This is a genomic window from Thalassobacillus devorans (genome assembly GCF_011761345.1).
GTDB lineage: Bacteria > Bacillota > Bacilli > Bacillales > Halobacillaceae > Thalassobacillus > Thalassobacillus devorans.
The window spans coordinates 173,672-194,505 of record NZ_JAASRY010000005.1 but is presented as its reverse complement, the minus strand read 5'-3'; the positions used below and the strand labels follow the sequence as shown (position 1 = coordinate 194,505).

General features: G+C 45.1%; 13 protein-coding genes. 3 read left to right on the top strand and 10 right to left on the bottom strand.

Annotation, left to right across the window (positions count from 1 at the left end):
* The first annotated feature begins 3 nt into the window (after positions 1-3).
* A complete protein-coding gene (locus FHS45_RS16100; RefSeq protein WP_062440055.1) occupies positions 4-1,863 on the top strand; it encodes a bifunctional homocysteine S-methyltransferase/methylenetetrahydrofolate reductase in 1,860 nt (619 codons plus the stop codon).
* Complete coding sequence (metH, locus tag FHS45_RS16095; RefSeq protein WP_062440058.1) at positions 1,844-5,296, top strand: methionine synthase; 3,453 nt, start codon at positions 1,844-1,846, stop codon at positions 5,294-5,296. The genes FHS45_RS16100 and metH overlap by 20 nt, the downstream gene beginning before the upstream one ends.
* A gap of 261 nt (positions 5,297-5,557) precedes the next feature.
* Here metH and FHS45_RS16090 read toward each other — a convergent pair whose 3' ends face one another.
* From FHS45_RS16090 to FHS45_RS16045, 10 genes are all read right to left on the bottom strand, one after another.
* Positions 5,558-7,477: a glycoside hydrolase family 13 protein gene (locus FHS45_RS16090; RefSeq protein WP_062440062.1), complete on the bottom strand. Its 1,920-nt coding sequence runs from the start codon at positions 7,475-7,477 to the stop codon at positions 5,558-5,560.
* A gap of 24 nt (positions 7,478-7,501) precedes the next feature.
* Positions 7,502-9,940, bottom strand: a complete 2,439-nt coding sequence (locus FHS45_RS16085) for a glycogen/starch/alpha-glucan phosphorylase (protein ID WP_062440654.1) — start codon at positions 9,938-9,940, stop codon at positions 7,502-7,504.
* A gap of 29 nt (positions 9,941-9,969) precedes the next feature.
* On the bottom strand, positions 9,970-11,400 hold the full coding sequence (glgA, locus tag FHS45_RS16080; protein ID WP_062440065.1) for a glycogen synthase GlgA: 1,431 nt from the start codon (positions 11,398-11,400) through the stop codon (positions 9,970-9,972).
* 74 nt (positions 11,401-11,474) lie between these two features.
* Complete coding sequence (glgD, locus tag FHS45_RS16075; protein WP_062440068.1) at positions 11,475-12,581, bottom strand: glucose-1-phosphate adenylyltransferase subunit GlgD; 1,107 nt, start codon at positions 12,579-12,581, stop codon at positions 11,475-11,477.
* Positions 12,582-12,595: 14 nt separating this feature from the next.
* Complete coding sequence (locus tag FHS45_RS16070; protein ID WP_062440072.1) at positions 12,596-13,762, bottom strand: glucose-1-phosphate adenylyltransferase; 1,167 nt, start codon at positions 13,760-13,762, stop codon at positions 12,596-12,598.
* 3 nt (positions 13,763-13,765) lie between these two features.
* Positions 13,766-15,673 carry a 1,4-alpha-glucan branching protein GlgB gene (glgB, locus tag FHS45_RS16065; protein ID WP_062440075.1) on the bottom strand — a complete coding sequence of 636 codons (1,908 nt, stop codon included), beginning with the start codon at positions 15,671-15,673 and terminating at the stop codon, positions 13,766-13,768.
* 237 nt (positions 15,674-15,910) lie between these two features.
* Positions 15,911-16,819, bottom strand: a complete 909-nt coding sequence (locus FHS45_RS16060) for a CBASS cGAMP-activated phospholipase (RefSeq protein ID WP_062440078.1) — start codon at positions 16,817-16,819, stop codon at positions 15,911-15,913.
* An 18-nt stretch (positions 16,820-16,837) separates the two neighbouring features.
* Positions 16,838-17,920, bottom strand: a complete 1,083-nt coding sequence (locus FHS45_RS16055; RefSeq protein WP_062440081.1) for a Ger(x)C family spore germination protein — start codon at positions 17,918-17,920, stop codon at positions 16,838-16,840.
* Positions 17,910-19,022, bottom strand: a complete 1,113-nt coding sequence (locus FHS45_RS16050) for a GerAB/ArcD/ProY family transporter (RefSeq protein ID WP_062440084.1) — start codon at positions 19,020-19,022, stop codon at positions 17,910-17,912. The genes FHS45_RS16055 and FHS45_RS16050 overlap by 11 nt, the downstream gene beginning before the upstream one ends.
* Entirely contained in the window at positions 19,015-20,508 is a 1,494-nt protein-coding gene (locus FHS45_RS16045; protein WP_062440087.1) for a spore germination protein, read from the bottom strand. The genes FHS45_RS16050 and FHS45_RS16045 overlap by 8 nt, the downstream gene beginning before the upstream one ends.
* A 112-nt stretch (positions 20,509-20,620) precedes the next feature.
* Here FHS45_RS16045 and FHS45_RS16040 point away from each other — a divergent pair, with 112 nt between their 5' ends.
* Positions 20,621-20,791: a hypothetical protein gene (locus FHS45_RS16040; protein ID WP_157620143.1), complete on the top strand. Its 171-nt coding sequence runs from the start codon at positions 20,621-20,623 to the stop codon at positions 20,789-20,791.
* Positions 20,792-20,834 lie beyond the last annotated feature (43 nt).

Sequence of the window (20,834 nt, the reverse complement as noted above, 5' to 3'; positions counted from 1 at the left end):
CGAATGAAATTAGATCAAGCACTGCAGGAAAAGACATTAATCGGCGATGGCGCGATGGGTACCCTGCTCTATTCTTACGGGGTTGACCGCTGTTTTGAAGAATTGAACCTGTCCCATGCGAAAGAAGTACGGAACGTTCACAAAGCGTATGTCCGTGCTGGCGCTGACATTATTCAGACCAATACGTACGGAGCCAATTATATTAAACTATCCCGCTATGGGCTGGAAGATCACGTGAAAGCGATCAATACTGCAGCCGTCCGCCTGGCAAAAGAGGCCGCCGGTGAAGATGCCTATGTCGTAGGCACCATCGGAGGCATCCGGGATATTCAAAAAGAGATACCGACGATGGACGAATTGAAACGCAGTTTCCGTGAGCAGCTTTACTGCCTGCTGATGGAAGACATAGACGGACTGATTTTTGAAACCTTCTATGACCTGGAAGAACTCACCACCGTTTTAGAGATTGCCCGGCAAGAAACTGATCTTCCATTAATTACGCAAGTATCGATGCATGAGCCAGGCGTTATGCAAAATGGCACACCGCTTGCAGATGCGCTTCACCTGTTGGAACAAAAAGGTGCTGACGTGGTCGGCGTCAACTGCAGGCTTGGCCCTTATCATATGATTCAAGCACTGGAGGACATTCCATTACCGGAAAAAGCAGTGCTTTCTGCATATCCGAATGCCAGTCTGCCAGATTACGAGGATGGAAGATTAATCTATCCCAATGACCCGAATTATTTTCAAAGAAGCGCCCTGGATTTATACCGGCAGGGTGCACGACTGATCGGAGGGTGCTGCGGGACTACTCCCGAACATATTGCTGCGGTCGCTAAAGAAGTAAAAGGCAGAAAGCCGATTACCGAGAAAGTAGTACCTATAAAACAGCCACCTGTGCCTAAGCAGGTTGATGACAGCAACCGTGAAGCACATCTTCATGAAATCGCAAAGAAAAAACGTTCCATTATTGTCGAACTGGACCCTCCGAAAAAGCTGAATACAGAAAAATATCTGCGCGGGGCAAAGGCTTTAAGAGACGCCGGTGTCGATTCCGTAACACTGGCAGACAACTCTCTCGCCTCTCCCCGTATCAGCAATACAGCGATGGCGACAATCATCAAACAGGAATATGAAATCAATCCGCTCGTCCACATCGCCTGTCGTGATCGGAATTTGATTGGCCTGCAATCACACCTGATGGGGCTTCACACACTTGGTATCCGCGAGGTGCTTGCTGTCACCGGTGACCCTACGAAAATCGGCGACTTTCCAGGGGCCACCTCCGTGTATGATTTATCGTCATTCGACCTGATTCACTACATCAAGCAGCTTAATGAAGGCATCTCTTTCTCAGGTAAATCACTAGGAGAAAAAACTGATTTTTCTGTTGCTGCTGCATTCAACCCGAATGTGCGTAATTTGAACCGGGCAGTCGGCCGATTAGAGAAAAAGATTTCTTATGGGGCTGATTACTTCATCAGTCAGCCGGTTTACTGCGAAAAGCAGATCGTGGAAGTCTATGAAGCTACGAAGCATCTCGATACACCGGTTTATATAGGTATTATGCCGCTGACCAGCTCACGAAACGCGGAATTTCTGCATCATGAAGTTCCAGGCATCAAGCTTTCACCTGAAATACGGGAGAGCATGGAACAACACAGCCATGACAAAGAACGTTCCCAGGAAGAAGGAATTGCCATCGCCAAATCATTGATTGATGCGGCGCTTGATTTGTTTAATGGCATCTATTTAATCACCCCTTTTCTACGTTATGAAATGACGGTAGAATTGACGGAATACATCAAACAACAAACCGCAAAGCAGGAAAGGAAGATTTCCAATGGCATCAACATCATTTAAGGAACACCTGGCCAGTAGAATACTAGTATTAGATGGTGCAATGGGGACGATGCTTCAACAGGCCGACCTGACACCGGAAGATTTTGGCGGGGAAGCCTACGACGGATGCAACGAATATTTAAACATTACTGCTCCCCATGTACTGGAACGGATTCACACCGAATATCTGGAAGCTGGCGCTGATATTATCGAGACTAATACTTTCGGAGCAACCAGCCTTGTCCTGGATGAATATGACCTTGGCCACTTAGCTGAGGAAATCAATATCAAAGCGGCACAAATTGCTAAAGAAGCAGCTGAACCTTTTAACAATGCAGAAAAACCACGATATGTAGCTGGAGCGATGGGCCCGACAACTAAGACGTTATCTGTTACAGGCGGAACAACATTCGATGCCTTGGCAGAAGCCTATGAAGAACAGGCGCGCGGCTTGATTACCGGCGGTGTCGACTTACTGCTTTTAGAAACATCCCAGGATATGCTGAATGTAAAAGCGGCTTTCCTTGGAATTACAAACGCTTTTGAAACCACTGGCACTGAACTGCCGCTAATCATTTCAGGGACAATTGAGCCGATGGGGACGACACTTGCCGGCCAAAGCATCGAAGCTTTTTATATTTCACTGGAACATATGAACCCCGCTGTCGTCGGTTTGAACTGTGCCACCGGACCGGAATTCATGCGTGACCATCTCCGTTCCCTGTCTGATCTGGCGACAACTGCAACGAGCTGTTATCCGAATGCTGGCCTTCCGGATGAAGAAGGAAACTATCACGAAACACCACAGTCACTCGCAGCAAAAATTGCCGGTTTTGCTGAAAAAGGCTGGCTGAATCTTGTCGGAGGATGCTGTGGTACGACACCGGACCACATTAAAGCGATCGCGGAAGCTGTGAAAGGTCTGGAACCACGGAACGCCCCGGACTCCCATCCCCATGCTGTTTCCGGAATCGAGCCATTCCTATATGATGACAAAAATGACCGGCCGATCCTTGTCGGTGAACGGACCAATGTCATCGGCTCCCGTAAATTCAAGCGTCTGATTGCCGAAGAGAAGTTTGAGGAAGCATCGGAAATTGCGCGGGCCCAGGTAAAAAAAGGCGCTCAGGTCATTGATATCTGTCTTGCCGATCCTGACCGTGATGAAACGCAGGATATGGAAGCTTTCATGAAGCAAGTCGTCAACAAAGTGAAGGTTCCCCTGGTCATTGACTCGACAGATGTAGAGGTCATTGAGAAAGCACTCAAATATTCCCAGGGAAAAGCGATCATCAACTCGATCAACCTTGAAGATGGAGAAGAACGCTTCAAAGAAGTACTGCCAGTCGTGAAAAAATTCGGTGCGGCCGTTGTTGTCGGCACCATTGATGAAGAAGGGATGGCAGTCACTGCGGAACGAAAGCTTCAGGTAGCCAAACGCTCTTACGATATCCTCGTTGGCGAATACGGGCTTGATCCATCCGATATCATCTTCGATCCACTTGTTTTCCCTGTGGGTACCGGTGATGAGCAGTATATCGGTTCTGCCGAGGCTACAATTGAAGGGATTCGTCTTATCAAGGAAGATTTGTCGGAATGCCAGACGGTACTTGGTGTCAGCAACGTATCGTTCGGTCTGCCTCCAGTAGGACGTGAGGTGTTGAATGCCGTCTATCTCTATCACTGTACCAAGGCAGGTCTTGATTACGCGATTGTAAATACGGAGAAGTTAGAGAGGTTTGCTTCGATCCCGGAAGAAGAAATCGAGCAAGCCAATCAATTGCTGTTTGATACAAATGACAAAACACTGGCAGAGTTCACTGCATTTTACCGCGGCAAGAAAAAAGAGACGAAAGTTCCTACCGAGACGATGACACTTGCCGAGCGGCTTGCGCATTATGTCGTGGAGGGGACGAAAGAGGGACTGATTCCTGACTTAGAACAGGCACTTGAAGAGTACCCTGCTCCACTTGAGGTGATCAATGGACCGCTTATGGAGGGTATGGCTGAAGTAGGACGCCTGTTCAACGATAATCAGCTGATCGTAGCAGAAGTCCTGCAAAGTGCCGAAGTAATGAAGGCATCTGTCGCCTTTCTGGAACCCCACATGGAAGTAGCTGATACTACTAATAAAAAAGGGAAAGTCCTGCTCGCTACTGTCAAAGGCGACGTACATGATATCGGAAAGAACCTTGTCGAGATTATTCTAAGTAACAATGGCTTTGAAGTGGTCGATCTTGGCATTAAAGTCACTCCTTCAGAACTGATCAATCAAATCACTCAGGAAAATCCTGATTTTGTCGGATTGTCCGGTCTGCTCGTCAAGTCCGCCCAGCAGATGGTACTGACAGCACAGGATCTGACCCAGCAAAAGATTTCCATTCCGATTCTTGTAGGCGGAGCTGCTTTATCCCGTAAATTCACTTTGACGAAAATCCTGCCTCAATACGAAGGGCCGGTTTTCTACGCGAAAGATGCGATGGATGGTTTGGCATTATCGAATCGCCTCAGTAATGAGGAAGAGCTGGAAGCACTGGTAGGCGAGCTCCATGAAAAACAGCAGGCGGCTTTGGCTAAAAATGCTGATCGGGAGCAATCTCAAGGAGCTACTGCTGTGGCTGTTAAACCGAAGTCTGCTGTATCTACTGAGGTACCTGTCTATCAGCCCCAGGATTACAAACAGCATGTACTCCGGAATTATTCGGTCGACCATATAGAACCCTATATCAATATGCAGATGCTGATCGGTCACCACCTTGGACTGAAAGGCAAGTTTTCCAGATTGATAGCTGAGAATAATGAAAAAGCCGTCCATTTGAAGGGTGTAGTTGACGATTTGTTGACGAAAGCTAAAAAAGAGAGCTGGATTGAACCATCTGCTCTCTATCAATTTTTCCCTGCCCAATCGGATGGGGACGATGTCATCATCTATGATCCAGCTGATGAAAAAACAGAAATCAAGCGGTTCACCTTCCCGCGTCAGCCACGGGAGCCATTCCTTTGTCTGGCAGACTATCTCCGTCCTGTATCCAGTGGAGAACTGGACTATGTCGGGTTCTTCGCCGTCACCGCCGGAAAAGGAATTCGCGAACGTGCAGAGACATTGAAAGAACAAGGAGAATACCTGGAAAGCCATGCCTTGCAGGCACTGGCACTCGAAACTGCAGAAGGCCTGGCCGAACATGTTCACCAACTGATGCGTGATAAATGGGGATTCCCGGACCCAACTGATTTTACGATGCAGCAACGGTTCTCGGCTAAATATCAAGGACAGCGCTACTCCTTCGGCTACCCGGCCTGTCCGGATTTAGAGGACCAGGAAAAATTATTCCAACTTATTAAACCGGAACAAATCGGCGTCGAGTTGACCGATGGGTTCATGATGGAACCGGAAGCCTCCGTCACCGCCATCGTATTCGCTCATCCCGAGGCCAGATATTTTAACGTCTATTAACTACGAAAGGCAGCGATTTACTCGCTGCCTTTTGTGTATTTATTGTCTCCTAACGCGCTATATTTTCTCTTATATCATTTATCTGTCTCTATTATTTTCAAAAGTGTCTATCTTATTCTCGAAATTGTCTATCTTTCGTTCCATTTTATCACTCATATGCACCAGGCTTTCTCATAAACTGCAAGATTGTCTCATAAAAGGCCCTTTTTTACAACAAAAAGACCACCCTTAGCTCGCGATCAGAGCAAGGGTGATCTTGGATTAATGCATATGACGGAGCAGCATGCTTTCCGAAGGCCCGAGTGTTAGCGTGAGCTCGCCGTCTTTTGCTTTAAATATACGCTTTTTATTCTCCATATGCTGCCATTTCCCTTTTCTCACCATCAATGTAACTTCCCGGTCTTCATGAATATGACGGTTGAACAAATAAATCATATGCTCATCACTGGCACTCCCGCCAAAATTATCAACGCCATTTTCAATCCACCGCTCAAAAGAATACACATCATGATGAAGCGAATGGGATTTCCAGCAGCCGGTCCGTAATGCCGGATGTTCCCGGCGCCATTTCCCAATCATCTTATACCATTCTACCAGGCTATCATCTTCTCTTCCCCACGGGTAAGGCTTCCGGTTATCAGGGTCGCTCCCCCCGGTCAAGCCTGCTTCGTCCCCGTAGTAAAGCGATGGTACTCCCGGGAAAGTATAGAGCCACAAACTAAGGGCTTTCACCTGGGCATCAATGATTACAGCTTTGTCGTCAACTAGCATATCTCCCGGCAAAAACTGATCGAGCATCGTCTTGATCCGTTCAACATCATGGCTGGATAACATATTCATCAGGGCATAAAAGTAGTGCTTCGGATAATGTTCGCTCAAAGTCAACAACCGGCGTTCCACGTCATGGGCATCAGCATCGCCACTCATGAACGCCAGCATAAGTCCCCTAAGCGGATAATTCATGACCGAATCCAATACACCGCCAAGGAAGTACTCCCTGCGTTTGCCATGGCCGATTTTCGTTGTGGCATCTTCCCACACTTCTCCCAGCAACACGCTTGATTCATCTTCTTTTTTCAGCTGCTGGTAGATTTGCTTAATCAAATCATCGGTCAATTCATCAGCGACATCGAGACGCCAGTGCTTCAGGCCGTGTTTTTGCCAGAATTTCAGGACACTTTCCTTATCATGGATTAAAAAGTTCTGGTAGCTTTCATCGTTTTTATTTACGGTCGGAAGTGTCCCGACACCCCACCAGGACTCGTATTCATCAGGGTGGTTATGGAAAAGATACCAGGAATAGTAAGGCGATTCTTTCGATTGATAGGCTCCGATCGAATCATACTGGCCGCGTTGGTTGAAATAGATGCTGTTGCTGCCGGTATGGTTGAAGACACCGTCGAGCATAATTTCAATCCCATGTTCACCAGCCTTCTGAACAAGTTCTGCCAAATCTTCATTACTCCCAAGCAGCTGGTCGACCGTATGATAGTCGCCGGTATCATAGCGGTGGTTGCTTTCCGCTTCGAATACAGGATTCAGATAAATCACCGTAACACCGAGCGATGCTATATAGTCGAGCCTTTCGATTATTCCCTGGATGTTCCCCGCAAAAAAATCCCACCGGACAACAGCGCCATTTTCATCACGGATATAAATCGGATCATTTTCCCAGTGGCTGTGCATCAGGCTTGTCTTCGGAGCTTTGGCAAGCTCACGTTCCCCAGCTGCATAGAACCGGTCAGGGAAAATCTGATAGATGGTCCCATGCTTCCACCATTCCGGAGTTTCATAGGCAGAATCATAGACGGTAATCTGCCAGGACGGGGGAACATGAGCATACACAAGCCCATCACCGCTTTCTTCGATATTCCTACGTCCGTAAAAAAAACTGTCATCTTCCAGCTGGATTTCAAAGTAGTACCAGACCAGCTGTGGTTCCTCTGGCATGGTGATGGTAGTTTCATAGCCGGAGTATTGATGCTGCTCACTATAGATATCCATTTCCTGCGTTTGTTCTTGGTCCGTTTTATCCAAAATATAATGAAGGATGACGCTTGAAATGCGGTAGCGGTTATGGATATCAATGGTAAGTGTCACATTGGAGCCTTTAGGTGCAGCACCAAAAGGCTCGCGGTATTGTGATTTGAAGCTGTTATGATAAACGTCGTTTGATTTCATCGTACGTCCTCCTCCATTCAATGATCATTTGAGCGTGTTTACTGGGGCAATCCGCCAGATGTCCGAGGCATACTCCTGAATCGTACGGTCACTGGAGAACTTCCCAGCATGTGCAATATTGATCAGGCTTTTTCTGTTCCATGCCTGTTTCTGCTGATAGTCGAAGCTTACCCGCTGCTGGGCAACTATATAAGCTGCGAAATCTTTCAGTACGAAAAATTCATCATTATGGTGCACGAGCGAGTCATAGATTTCCTGAAATTCTGTATCACCTTTTGAAAAAGGACTGTAATGAATCAGCTGATCGACAGTAAGTCGAACCTCTTCGTTTGTTTCGTACACCTGCTTCGAGGAATAGTCACCGGATCGGTAAAATTCCAAAACTTCCTCCGAGCTTAAGCCGAACGTGTAAATATTGTCATCCCCGACAAGTTCATGGATTTCCACATTGGCGCCATCCATGGTACCAAGTGTCAACGCCCCATTCATCATCAGCTTCATGTTTCCGGTGCCGGAAGCTTCCTTACTAGCCGTTGAAATCTGTTCACTCACATTGGCTGCCGGGATGATTCGTTCGGCAAGGGAAACTGAATAATTTTCCAGAAAAACAACTTTAAGCTTATCACCTACTACCGGGTCATTATTCACCACGTCAGCAATCGTATTGATCAGCTTGATGATTTTTTTGGCATAATGGTAGCCCTGTGCCGCTTTCGCACCGAAAAAGAAGGTTCTTGGTGCCATCTCCAGCGAAGGGTCTGTTTTGATTTTATTATATAGATGCATAATATGCAGCGCATTCAAGAGCTGACGCTTATATCCATGGAGACGCTTGATATGGACATCGAATATCGATTGCGGATCAAGGGAAATTCCTTTCGTGTCGTAAACCCAGGAAGCCAGCTTTTCTTTGTTCGCTTGCTTGATATTGCCCAAGCTATTCAATACACCTGCATCCTCCTGATAAGCCAGCAGGTCTGTCAGTCGCCCAGGTTCATTTATCCAATTTTCACCAATTGTTTCTGTAAGAAGTCCGGCAAGCGGCTTATTGGCATGCATCAGCCAGCGTCTGTGGGTAATACCGTTCGTCTTGTTGTTGAACCGCTCAGGAAATGTATTATAAAAAATTTTCATTTCCCGCTTTTTCAAAATCTCTGTGTGAAGCCTTGCCACCCCATTGATGCTATGGCTGCCGACAATCGACAGATGAGCCATTTTCACTTGCCCATCAGCAATGATAGCCAGCTCAGCGATTCGGTCGAATTCTCCAGGATACTGCTCCCATAACGATTGGCAGAACCGTTCGTTTATTTCTTCAATAATCATAAATATTCTTGGCAGCAGTTGCCGCACCATATCCACCGGCCAGGACTCCAACGCTTCACTCAGGGTCGTATGATTGGTATAGGAAACCGAGGCTTGAATGATGTCCCAGGCTTCTTTCCATCCCAGCTGCTTTTCATCCATCAAAACCCGCATCAGTTCAGGAATCACCATCGCAGGATGGGTGTCATTAATATGGAGAGCGACTTTTTCAGGAAAGGCGGACCAGGGCAGTTCCAGCTGTTCAAAAGCACGCACGGCACTCTGAACCCCTGCCGACACTAAAAAGTATTCCTGTTTCAGTCGCAGCTGCTTCCCTTCTTCATGGGAATCATCGGGGTATAAAAATTCCGAAATCGCTTCAAGGGAGCGCTTGTGGCCGAGGAAATTCCCGAACTCATTCAGCCTTGATGCTTTTTTGATCGTATCATCCAGGTTCGCTTCTACAGACCAGAGACGCAGCGTATTGACGGTATCACTGTTATAGCCGACGACCGGGACATCGTAGGGGACAGCCTGGACCTGCTCATAATCATGGTGGTCGAAATGCAGGTTGCCATCTTCATCCTTGCTCGAAGATACATGACCGCCGAAACGGACTTCCACTGCTTCTTCCGGGCGACGGACTTCCCATACAAATTCACGTGACAGCCATAAGTCAGGAAATTCGACTTGATTGCCATCGATGAACTGCTGGTCGAACATACCGTATTTATAACGGATACCATAGCCATGGCCGGCCAGCCCTAATGAGGCAAGGGAATCCAGGAAGCAGGCAGCAAGTCGTCCCAACCCCCCGTTACCCAGGCCTGCGTCGTTCTCTTCTTCCTCCAGTTCACCCAGGTCAAAACCTAAGTCTTTCAAACCTTCTGCCACAACATCGACTATTTGCATATTCAGGAGATTATTCCCCATCAATCTGCCGATCAGAAACTCCATGGAAAAATAGTAGACTTGCTTTTCCTTCTCTCGTTCATAGCGCTGGTTCGTCTCCAGCCATTTTGTTCCGATTCTTTCCCGCAACAGCGAACCAAGAGCTCTATATGCATCCACCTCTGTAGCGGTTTCAACTGTTTTGCCTAGCTTAGCCTCGAGCTTCTGGGAAAATGCCTGTTTGAATTCCTCTTTGTCGCTGAACAACATTACGGTTTCCTCCAATTCATACAGCCCTATTCCATTGCCTGCGCGTACACCTCACGATACCGGCGTGCAGAATACTTCCACGGGAATTGACTTTTTGTGATATTTTTTATGAGCGGTTTCCAGAGCTCTTTATCCTGATAAAATTCAAGTGCCCGACGGATGGTGAACAGCATGTCATGGGCATTATAATTCGTAAATGTAAAGCCGTTCCCTTCCCCTGTTTGTTCATTGTACGGCTGAACCGTATCAGCAAGACCACCTGTTTCCCTGACAATTGGCACAGCCAGATAACGGAGGGCGATCAATTGTCCGATGCCGCATGGTTCAAATCGGGACGGCATCAGGAACATGTCGCTCGCCGCGTATACTTGGCGGGAGAAGGATTCACTGAATAAGATATTCGCGGACATCTTCGTTGGATACTTTGATTGTGCCCATTGAAACATTTGTTCATAATCGTATTCTCCTGTGCCAAGCACGACTAACTGGATATCCTCCGTAGCCAGCAGCTCATCGATAATCCGGGCAATCAAATCGAAACCTTTTTGCTCAACAAGCCTGGAAACGATGCTGATCATCGGGACATCACTCCGCACCGGCAGGCCAAGTTCTTTTTGCAGCCAGAGTTTATTATGACACTTTTTCGTCAGTGAACTTCGGTAAGGGAAAGCGAGCGCCTCATCTTTCATCGGATCATAATCTTTGATATTAATGCCATTAACGATGCCAATCATTCGATCGGATTTGCTCCGTAATACTCCATCTAGGTTTTCCCCATAATAAGGCGTTTGAATCTCTTTTGCATAAGTTTCACTGACAGTTGTAATACGGTCAGCAAAATTCAATGCCCCTTTCATGAAGTTGATGTCCCCGAAAAATTCGAGCCCTTCCGGCGTCAACAGGCGCTCGTCCAGCTCCATTAAGTCATATAAAACCGCCTCTGAAAATATCCCCTGGTATTTCAGGTTATGAATCGTAAAGACTGTTTTCATACTTTCAAAGATTGGATCATCCTTGTAATGCGTGTGGAGAAAGACAGGGATCAGACCGCTTTGCCAGTCATGGCAATGGATGACATCAGGTGTCCAGTCCAGTGCTTTAATCATTTCCATTACGGCACGGTTAAAAAATACGAACCGTTCCGCTTCATCCCCATATCCATACAAATTCGAACGCTTGAAATAATATTCATTATCAATAAAGTAGACGGTTATACCATTCTGTTCGATGTATTCCACCCCGGCATATTGATTGCGCCAGCCAAGTGTCACATTCAATTCCAATAGCGGCTTCATCTGCGACTTCCATTCATCACTTATTTCCTGATATTTCGGGAGGACAATACGAACATCATCCCCCTGCTCCTTAAGTGCCTGCGGAAGTGAACCCAGCACATCTGCAAGTCCGCCTGTTTTGATGAATGGGGTGCATTCGGATCCTACCATCAATATTTCCATTCTGTTCACTCCTTTTACCTGTTCATTTCATCACATGTAGAAATTGTAAAAAGATTGCCGTGATAGGCAATCTCCTACATGGACACACGTTTTGCTACGACATAAGGCTTCTCAGGGACTCCAATCAATGTCCGGCTATTAGAAATACGACAGTCCTTATCCAGGATGACATTTTCTAAAACTGCATTGCTGTCGATTTCACAACGCTGCATAATGATCGAGTTTTTGATTACTGCCCCTTTTGCCACTTTCACTCCACGGAACAAAATGCTGTCCTCCACTTGTCCGTCAATGACACAGCCATTGGCGACAAGAGTATTCGTAACGTTTGAATCCTGAGAATACTTTGTCGGAGGCTCATTTTTCACCTTTGTAAATATAGGTGCTTCCTCTTTGAATAAATCATCATGGTTAGCCCCATTCAGCAGGCTCGCACTATGCCGATAATAGCTTTCTACCGAATTGATAAGAGCGTGCGCTCCCTCATATTCATAAGCATGCATATGGATTTGCGGCAGCCTGGCTTTGATGCCATCAAGGAAAAAGTGAGAACAGCCATGAGCGATGCAGTCTTCAATCATCCCATATAAATAGTTCTTCTCCAGGATATACATATCCATATAGACATTGTTACTCCGTTGATCATTATGGATATCGGTAACCCGGCCACTTTCATCAATAGTCAGCTTATGGGCGCGCTTATGTTCCGGGTACAGCTCCTCCACCTTTTTATAGACAACTGTTACATCAGCACCGGACGCTTTATGTTCCTCCAGTACTTCACGGAAGTTTATGTTGCAGATATTCTGTGTCCCGGAGACGACGACATAGTCGGCAAGCGTACGGGTGATAAAGTCAATATTATTATGGAAATGCTGCAGGTCCCCTTTTGATATATCCGTCGGATCATTCCAGTCTGGAGGAAGAATGAACAATCCGCCACGCTTACGATCCAGATCCCAGGCTTTCCCTTGCTCCAAATGATCCATCAGCGAACGGTATTTCCGTCTGGCGAAAACAGCAATCGACTCGATTCGGGAATTGCTCATATTGGATATGGTAAAGTCAATCATTCGGTAACGTCCGGCAAATGGAACAGCGGCACTGCACCGAAAATAAGTGAGTTCATCCAACACATCTTGTTCATGGTCTAGATTTATGATTCCTGCTATACGATCCATCGACTACCATCCTCCTATTTTATAATTTGCTCCAAATAACTTTGCGCTAACACACTGTCTTCATCTGCAACTAACGTAATATCGCTTTTAGGTGATGGGTCGCCGATGACGGCCCCATCCTCGATGACACTCCCAGCTGCGATGATGGCACGGTTGATGGTCACATTTTTTCCGATTTTAGCTTCCGGCATGATAACCGAATCCTGGATAATTGAACCTTCCTGGACATGGACCCCATAGAAGATAACAGAATGGTCAATAGTTCCGTGAATCCGGCAGCCTTCATTAATCAGGGCATTATGAACGGTCGCTTCATGCGAGATATACTGCGGAGGCTGGTTCGGACTTTTTGAGTAAATGCGCCAGGAGTAATCATTCAACTCAAGCTCCTGTTTCTCTTTCAGTAAATCCATGTTGGCTTCCCATAAGCTCGCAACCGTCCCGACATCTTTCCAGTAGCCATCAAATGTGTAGGCCATCATCTTTTTGTAGTCGCCGAGCATCGCGGGGATGATATCTTTTCCGAAGTCATTTGAAGAATTTTCATTATTGGCATCATCGATCAAATAGCGCTTCAAGATGTCCCACCGGAAAATATAGACACCCATAGAAGCCAAATTACTCTTCGGGTATTCCGGTTTCTCATCGAATTCCGTGATTACACCCGAGTCATTGGTGTTCATAAGGCCGAACCGGCTCGCTTCCTCCCATGGTACTTCTATGACTGAAATCGTAGCATCCGCACCGCTCGCCTTATGGTAATCAAGCATATCGCTGTAATCCATTTTATAAATATGGTCTCCCGATAATACAAGGACATGGTCGGGGTCATACTGATTTAGGAATTTGATATTTCGATAGATAGCATTAGCTGTTCCTGTATACCAGCCTCCCCCTTCTTCGGATTGAACATATGGTGGCAGAACAGAGACTCCACCGTATTTACGATCGAGATCCCAGTCGCTTCCAATTCCAATATAGTTATTCAAAATCAATGGTTCATATTGGGTGAGGACTCCTACCGTATCAATTCCCGAATTGGTACAGTTACTCAATGGAAAATCAATGATTCTGTATTTCCCGCCAAAATAGACAGCAGGCTTTGCAATCTGCTTGGTGAGTGATTTAAGTCTCGTTCCCTGGCCTCCGGCTAAAAGCATAGCTACGCACTCTTTTTTCATGATTTAGTCCCCCTTCGGTCCATTGGTTCGTTTCCAAAAAGTTACCGCTAGTGGCGGTATCGTCATTTTTATATGGTGATTCTGCCCCTGCCATGGCTCTGGGACAGATGCAGCCTTTAATCCGTTTCTTTGGCCGGAACCGCCAAAATGTTCCGCGTCGCTATTGAATATCTCCTCATAATACCCGGGCTGCGGTACTCCGACTTTATAGTCGTGATAAACTACCGGAGTAAAATTACAGACAACCAGCAGCTGGTCTTTCGGTGTCCGGCTGCAACGTATAAAAGATATGATGCTCTGCTCGAAATTATGTGGGTCTATCCATGAGAAGCCATCTTCATGATGATCCAGTTCCCACAAGGCAGGCATATCCATATAAAATTGATGCAGCTGTTTTACATAGTCGAGTACCGATGCATGGGAATCATAATCCAACAGCTCCCAATCGAGGTCCTCCAAGTCTTTCCACTCGTCGAACTGACCGAATTCCGAGCCCATGAATAACAACTTTTTACCAGGATGGGCGTACATAAAAGCCAAAAATGCCCGTAAATTGGCAAATTTCTGCCAGTAATCTCCCGGCATCTTATTCAACAATGATTTCTTGCCATGAACGACTTCATCATGGGAAATCGGGAGGACGAAATTCTCGGAAAAAGCATAGAACAACGAGAACGTAATGAGATTATGATTGTATTTACGGTGCACCGGATCCATTTCCATATAACGGAGCATATCGTTCATCCAGCCCATATTCCATTTATAATTGAAACCGAGTCCACCAATGTAAGTCGGCGCGCTGACAAGCGGATAAGACGTGGATTCCTCCGCCATCATCAATACATTCGGCACTTCCTCAAAAATCGCTTCATTCATTTTTTTAATGAATGCGATGGCTTCAAGGTTTTCCCTGCCTCCATGCTCATTCGTTTCCCATTCATCGTCTTCCTTGCCAAAATCAAGATAAAGCATACTTGCTACCGCATCGACACGGAGGCCATCCAGGTGGAACTCCTTCAGCCAGTAAATTGCATTTGAAATGAGGAAGCTTTGCACTTCATTACGGGCGAAGTCGAACGTTAAGGTCCCCCATTGCGGCTTCTCCGCTTTCAAGGGATTTTCGTATTCGTAGAGTGCCTCTCCGTCGAATCGGCGAAGACCATGGGCATCTTTGCAGAAATGACCCGGTACCCAGTCGAGAATGACACCGATACCATGTTGGTGGCATTGATCGACAAAATAACGGAAGTCATCCGGTGTCCCATAGCGGGAGGTCACGGCATAATACCCCGTAGTCTGGTAACCCCAGGAGCGGTCAAACGGATGCTCCGCTATCGGAAGCAGCTCGATATGGGTATATCCCAGCTCTTTGACATAGGGTATGACTTCCTCTGCATAATCGCGGTAATTATAATAGACTTCAGTTTCGATATTTTTCCATGACCCTAAATGCAATTCGTAGATAGAAATAGGAGATTCATAGAAATTCATCTCTTCGCGGCGCTTCATCCATAGATCATCATTCCATTGGTAATTATCGAGAGGATAGATGACCGAGGCTGTGTTCGGCCGCAGCTCACTGGAAAATGCGTAAGGATCTGCTTTCAGCTGCAGATGTCCGTGGGGAGTGAGGATTTCATATTTATAAATTTCCCCTTGTTCAAGGTGAGGGATGAACGTATGCCAGATCCCATTTTCGTTCAATTCCTTCATCGGGTGTTCCCTGCCATCCCATTCATTGAAGTCGCCGACGACACTGACCTGCTGTGCATTCGGCGCCCAGACCATGAATCGGGTGCCTGGAGTACCATTTTGTGTATCTTGGTGTGCCCCGAGAAGTTCGTAGCTGTATCGGAGGTTTCCTTGGTGGAATAAATAAACGTCATGCTCTAAAGCAGTAAAATCTAACAATCTACCACTCCCCTTCTAGTTGATTTCAAAGCCTTTCAAGTGAACTTGTATTACTAGCATAAAATGTTCTTATCTTGATTACAATTGTTTTTATGCTAATTTTCTGAAATGTTTTGTCGTATTTTGTCTTGATAACGGTTACATATGAAAAATCGCATATATCAAGCTTTCAGAAGGTTTAACTATTGGGAAAATACCCCTTTTTATTAAGAGATAATCGTCTAACCTCTACTTTTATTACTTGATAAATTTTAATATCCTCTCCCTGTTTTTTGCATAAACCTGTTCACCAAGTTGGATCAGCTCTTCAGTATACGTTACTTCATCAAATGGCACTTCTTCTCCCAGCTCTTCATTAATACGAAGGTAATTGTCCTGTAAGAGCAGCTGGCAGTGATAGGATACGGATTCCGAGGATAAATTAAGGGCCAGATCCAGCAGCTTCGGGGTGACTTTCATCGCCGGAAGCTGAAATGGCATCCACTTTTTTATCCCCCAAAACTTATCGTGGTCAATCGTGAAATCAATGCTTTGCTTTCCCGTACCCAAGGAAAGGATTTGTATGTCCTGCAAGCTTTCTTCAAAATAATGGATTGCTTCGGTTATACAGACAAGCGATGGGTTGTTCGCCCATAGGCCGCCATCGATCGACAAGTAATCATTATCAACATTGTTCGGTGGAAAATAAATTGGAGCGGAGCATGAAGACAAAACAGCATCCCATAGCGGGATCGATAGATCATCATTCTCTGACTCGACAGCGTGAGAGCGGTGGATATAGGGTTTGCCATGAGTGACATCCACCGCAGGAATAAGCAAAGGACCACTCAATTCACCAAGCTTCTTATTTTCAAATGCTTCTTTCAACAGACGGCGCAGGTAGCGGTCACTATAAACACTCTTGAACAATCCGACTTTAGCCTGACGAATAAAAATTTTCTTACCGTATTTCTGATAGGAACTCAGCAATTCGCGCATATCCTTACGCATCATGACAGAGGCTGCTATGATCGAACCCGTGCTCGTCCCGGCAATTAAATCAAACTTTTCAGCAGCACAACTCCCGATATCTTTTTCCATGGCTCTTAAGACTGCAATCGGCATGACCCCCCGAATGCCCCCGCCATCAATACATAATATTTTCATTATTATTTACCATCTTTCTTATGCGGAAATTCCTGATTCCACAATGTTCACTTTTATATTCAATTCTATAGGAACGGTTGGATATTGTTGTTCCCACACTTTTTTGTCAAAGTTGCCTCTGCGGTTCTTCAATATTTTGCCGAGCCCTAAAGGATCAATTTTCCCTTCCTGGAACTTTGCAAGCATTTTCTTACCATTTCTTTCAAAGTATTTAGAGAACTCTTTTTCAAACTCTGGTGTAAGTGTTTTAGCCTCCAGAGACCCAACGTCAGATATTTCACTGACGATTCCAGTGATATTTATATTGATGATGAATTTCGGTTTGTTGTTATTTCCTTCCAATTTGTACTTCACTCGCGAACCAATGTTTTCCATGACGACATTTTTGTCCTTGAACTCAATTGCCTGCACTCCTTGATTAAAATTCTCGATAAGCATTTTGAATGTAAATACATCCGTGAAAGGAATCACATCAACCATTAGGGCCTCTTTAAATAAGGCAACCCCAGCAATTTTCACTTCATCTCCCTCTGATTTTAAATAGGGAAGAAACCCGTCCATCCCTTTTCCATAATAGGCAAAGAGAAACCTGTGCAGATTAGTGGTTGGGAAGTTGTTTTTTTCATTTTGCTCCATAAGTCCGATTAAATATCGTGCCGTAGTTTCGTTTTCACTATATTTTTTCTCCATCAGCTCCTGGGTGTCACCTGCAACAATACCTAAATAAACGTCCCTTCCGATATGAGGGTCCCGGGCTAACATGTCAATGCTGTCGGATAAATCATTTCGTGCCAGTTCTTCCCCGTACAATGAAAAGGAAAGCTTCCCCATACGAATTGGTCTCGGTGATTTACTTTCCAGACCTGATGCTATCTCTTTGAGTGATTTGGCAGTGTAGGATAAATACTGCTCACTGGGGATTTCCTCCTTGGTTCGTCCATAGTGGTGGATGGCCACCGTACCTTTCTTATATTCTTCATCCACGTAATCAACACCGGCAAGGTTGACCAGGGCTACTTCTTCTACACTTTCGTGAGGTAGGCATCCGGTAAGAAGAATAGAAACAATTAAAAGTAAGGGTAAGGCTATGTTAATTTTCATCGCGTTTCATCACCTTTTTCATAAACAGCATCATTACAAATAAGAAGGGAATATATAACAGGACATAAAAGCCAATTTGACTGGTTATTGTATTCAGTTGATCAATCATGCTGCGAGTTTCGAGTAGGGCAGAAGCAACTAAGAGAATCAGACTATATAGCCAGATAACATATCTCTGTTTTATTTTTTTAAACATCCGTTTTGGTATCCTGCTCGCTGCCCATAAGCCAATGCAAATATTAGGCAAAACAACATAGGCCCATAATGCGATACCTGCATATTCAAACCTCTGCAGGAAAGGGAAATCTACTATTTTCCACATAGATATTGTTCCCCAGGTAACAAATTGAAGCTGCTCCTCACTATAATAAACAAAAGCAACCAGTGCACTGGCTAAATAAATCATAGTTGTATAAAAAGCGCCAAAATGTGCCCATTTTTTGGATTCCTGCTGATTTTTAAGGAATGGATAAAACATCAATAACAACTCGAACCCTAAAAAGCTGAGCGTAGTTGTTTTGGCAGAGGCCAGCAGGTCCATGAGCGAATGATCGATTAATGGATAAAGATTATCCACTTGTCCAAGCTGTATGGGGAAAAATTTGAACAGTAATAATGGCAACCCTAAGAGGACACTGATTAAACACATGCCAGTGATCACCCGCAGCCCGCCTTCCACGAAATAATAAACCATTACCAAAAATGCCAGTGCATACCACCAAACATTCAACTGGGGGAATACCCAAACCTGGATAACCTCAATGAATGTACGCAATACAGTCAAGCTCAATAATAGAAAGTAAAGGCTGAATACCATATTCATCAAACTGCCGATATACTTCCCAAACACAAATTCATGAATGGAAACAAGGTCCCCTCCGCTCAGTTCCAAAATTCGATAGATCATCCATAATAGCAGATGAATGACAAGACCGGCTATTAAAATGGAAATCCATGCATCATAGCCGGCTGCCATAGCAATATATCTTTCAAAGCCCAGAAGTCCTACTCCCACTTGCATCGAATGAATCAAAAAGAAAACCATCGTCGAGGTGATCAATAAATTTTCCGGTATGGGAACATTATGCTTGGCTTTATTCATCGACATCCCTCTTCTCATTAGCCCGCTTTTGGTTAAAACGGTTGGAATCTACAGGCCGGGTTTGTATCGGCCTTTTGGATTGTTTATTAAAAGGAAGGCGGATGAACGCATCCTTCAGATCCCGAAACCTCAGCGGATAAATTGGGGCAAAGAATGGCCTGCCAATCGATTGCAATCGGATTAAATGTGCAATAAAGAAAGCCATTACCATGGAAACACCTACAAGCCCCCATAACTGAGCACCAATCAGAAAAGGAAATCGGACCAATCGAATGGTGTTGCCTATTTGATAAACAGGAGTGGTAAAGGAAGCCAAGGCACCTAAGGCGACAATAATTAATAACACATTACTAGTAAGACCCGCCTCTACCGCAGCCGTCCCGATTACGATACCGCCAACGATACCGATTGTCTGACCGACCTTTGTCGGTAGCCTGGCTCCAGCTTCTCTCAATAGTTCGATCGTCAATTCTAATACGATTACCTCAAGAATCGGCGGAAACGGAATATCCGCCCGGGAGGAAACAATAGTCGCCAGCAAATCCTGGGGAATCATTTCATGATGATAAGTCAATATTGCCACATACAAGGGTGTACTGAGTACTGAAAAAATGACCGCGAATAATCGGATGACACGAAATGCCGATGCCAGATGCCACGGCAGGAAATAGTCATCCGAGGCTGAAAAGAACTCAACGACAGTCGTCGGGCATGTTAAAGCATGGGGAGAACCATCCACTAATATGGCTATCTTCCCCTCTACAAGCGAACCAGTCACACGATCTGGCCGTTCCGTATCCAACAGCTGGGGAAACGGGGAATTGGAGTTATCTGCTATCATCTGCGTGATATAGGAACTGTCATTAATCTGATCGTATTCGATATCCCCCAGTCGCTGCATGACTGTATTGACATTCTCTTTATTAGCTATCCCATCGACAAATAATATAGCGACGCGGGTTTTCGTCATCTTTCCAATACTCAATTCCTTCACCATAAGCTGGGGTAGGGTTAACCGTTTACGTACCAAATTGATATTCGTATCCAACGATTCTACAAATGCCTCTTTCGGTCCCACCACGCTGAATTCTACTTCCGGAATGCTGACTTCCCGTTTTTCAGCAATGACAGCAGGGATCGTCAAAAACTTCTTATCATTTTCTTTCATTTGCACTATCACATGCCCCTGCATAACCCGTTGCCTGAAATCATTAATATCATCCGTGACGGTAAGTCCTTCTACTGAAATAATGTCTTTCATTTCCTCGAGAGAATGCAAAGCGTTTTGCTTCAGGGCCGGAAGAATCCTATCATTGATAATCTTCGGCTCTACCATTGTTTTAAAATAAACCAAAACGCACTTCGTCTCACCATCAATTGGATAGGTGACGAAGTCTTTTGATTGTTTCAGCTGCTTCATAATATCCCTAATTGTTTCATTTTGCGCTGGAAATTCGTCACCTTTATCTTTCTTCCATTTCCACATTCGAAATCTCCTTATTGATATACGTCGTTCATCTCTTTAGTACTTTGCAAAATGGAATAATTTATACCTGTACGGGGAGCATATTGAATAGTTGGAAATGGGAGGGACACACGTGATTTTGGCATATGTAATTCCGTTAATGATGGTAACTGTTTTTTTTATATTGGTATTCTTTTTAGTGGACTGGCTGGCTCAGATCATTTTGTATACATTTGTTGTCTTCCTTTTATTCCTTCCATTTGTGCTTTTATATAAAGCAGAGGGGAAAGATGAAAAGCAGTAAAAAAAACGACTCACCCTTTTGAAGATGAATCGTTTTTCCTTAC

What these genes read in the sequence shown, in the direction of transcription:
- FHS45_RS16100 (WP_062440055.1), top strand. Translation starts at nt 4, where the DNA reads ATGAAATTAGATCAAGCACTGCAGGAAAAGACATTAATCGGCGATGGC.
- metH (WP_062440058.1), top strand. Translation starts at nt 1,844, where the DNA reads ATGGCATCAACATCATTTAAGGAACACCTGGCCAGTAGAATACTAGTA.
- FHS45_RS16090 (WP_062440062.1), bottom strand. Translation starts at nt 7,477, where the DNA reads ATGAAATCAAACGACGTTTATCATAACAGCTTCAAATCACAATACCGC.
- glgA (WP_062440065.1), bottom strand. Translation starts at nt 11,400, where the DNA reads ATGGAAATATTGATGGTAGGATCCGAATGCACCCCATTCATCAAAACA.
- glgD (WP_062440068.1), bottom strand. Translation starts at nt 12,581, where the DNA reads ATGGATCGTATAGCAGGAATCATAAATCTAGACCATGAACAAGATGTG.
- FHS45_RS16070 (WP_062440072.1), bottom strand. Translation starts at nt 13,762, where the DNA reads ATGAAAAAAGAGTGCGTAGCTATGCTTTTAGCCGGAGGCCAGGGAACG.
- FHS45_RS16060 (WP_062440078.1), bottom strand. Translation starts at nt 16,819, where the DNA reads ATGAAAATATTATGTATTGATGGCGGGGGCATTCGGGGGGTCATGCCG.
- FHS45_RS16055 (WP_062440081.1), bottom strand. Translation starts at nt 17,920, where the DNA reads ATGAAAATTAACATAGCCTTACCCTTACTTTTAATTGTTTCTATTCTT.
- FHS45_RS16050 (WP_062440084.1), bottom strand. Translation starts at nt 19,022, where the DNA reads ATGAATAAAGCCAAGCATAATGTTCCCATACCGGAAAATTTATTGATC.
- FHS45_RS16045 (WP_062440087.1), bottom strand. Translation starts at nt 20,508, where the DNA reads ATGTGGAAATGGAAGAAAGATAAAGGTGACGAATTTCCAGCGCAAAAT.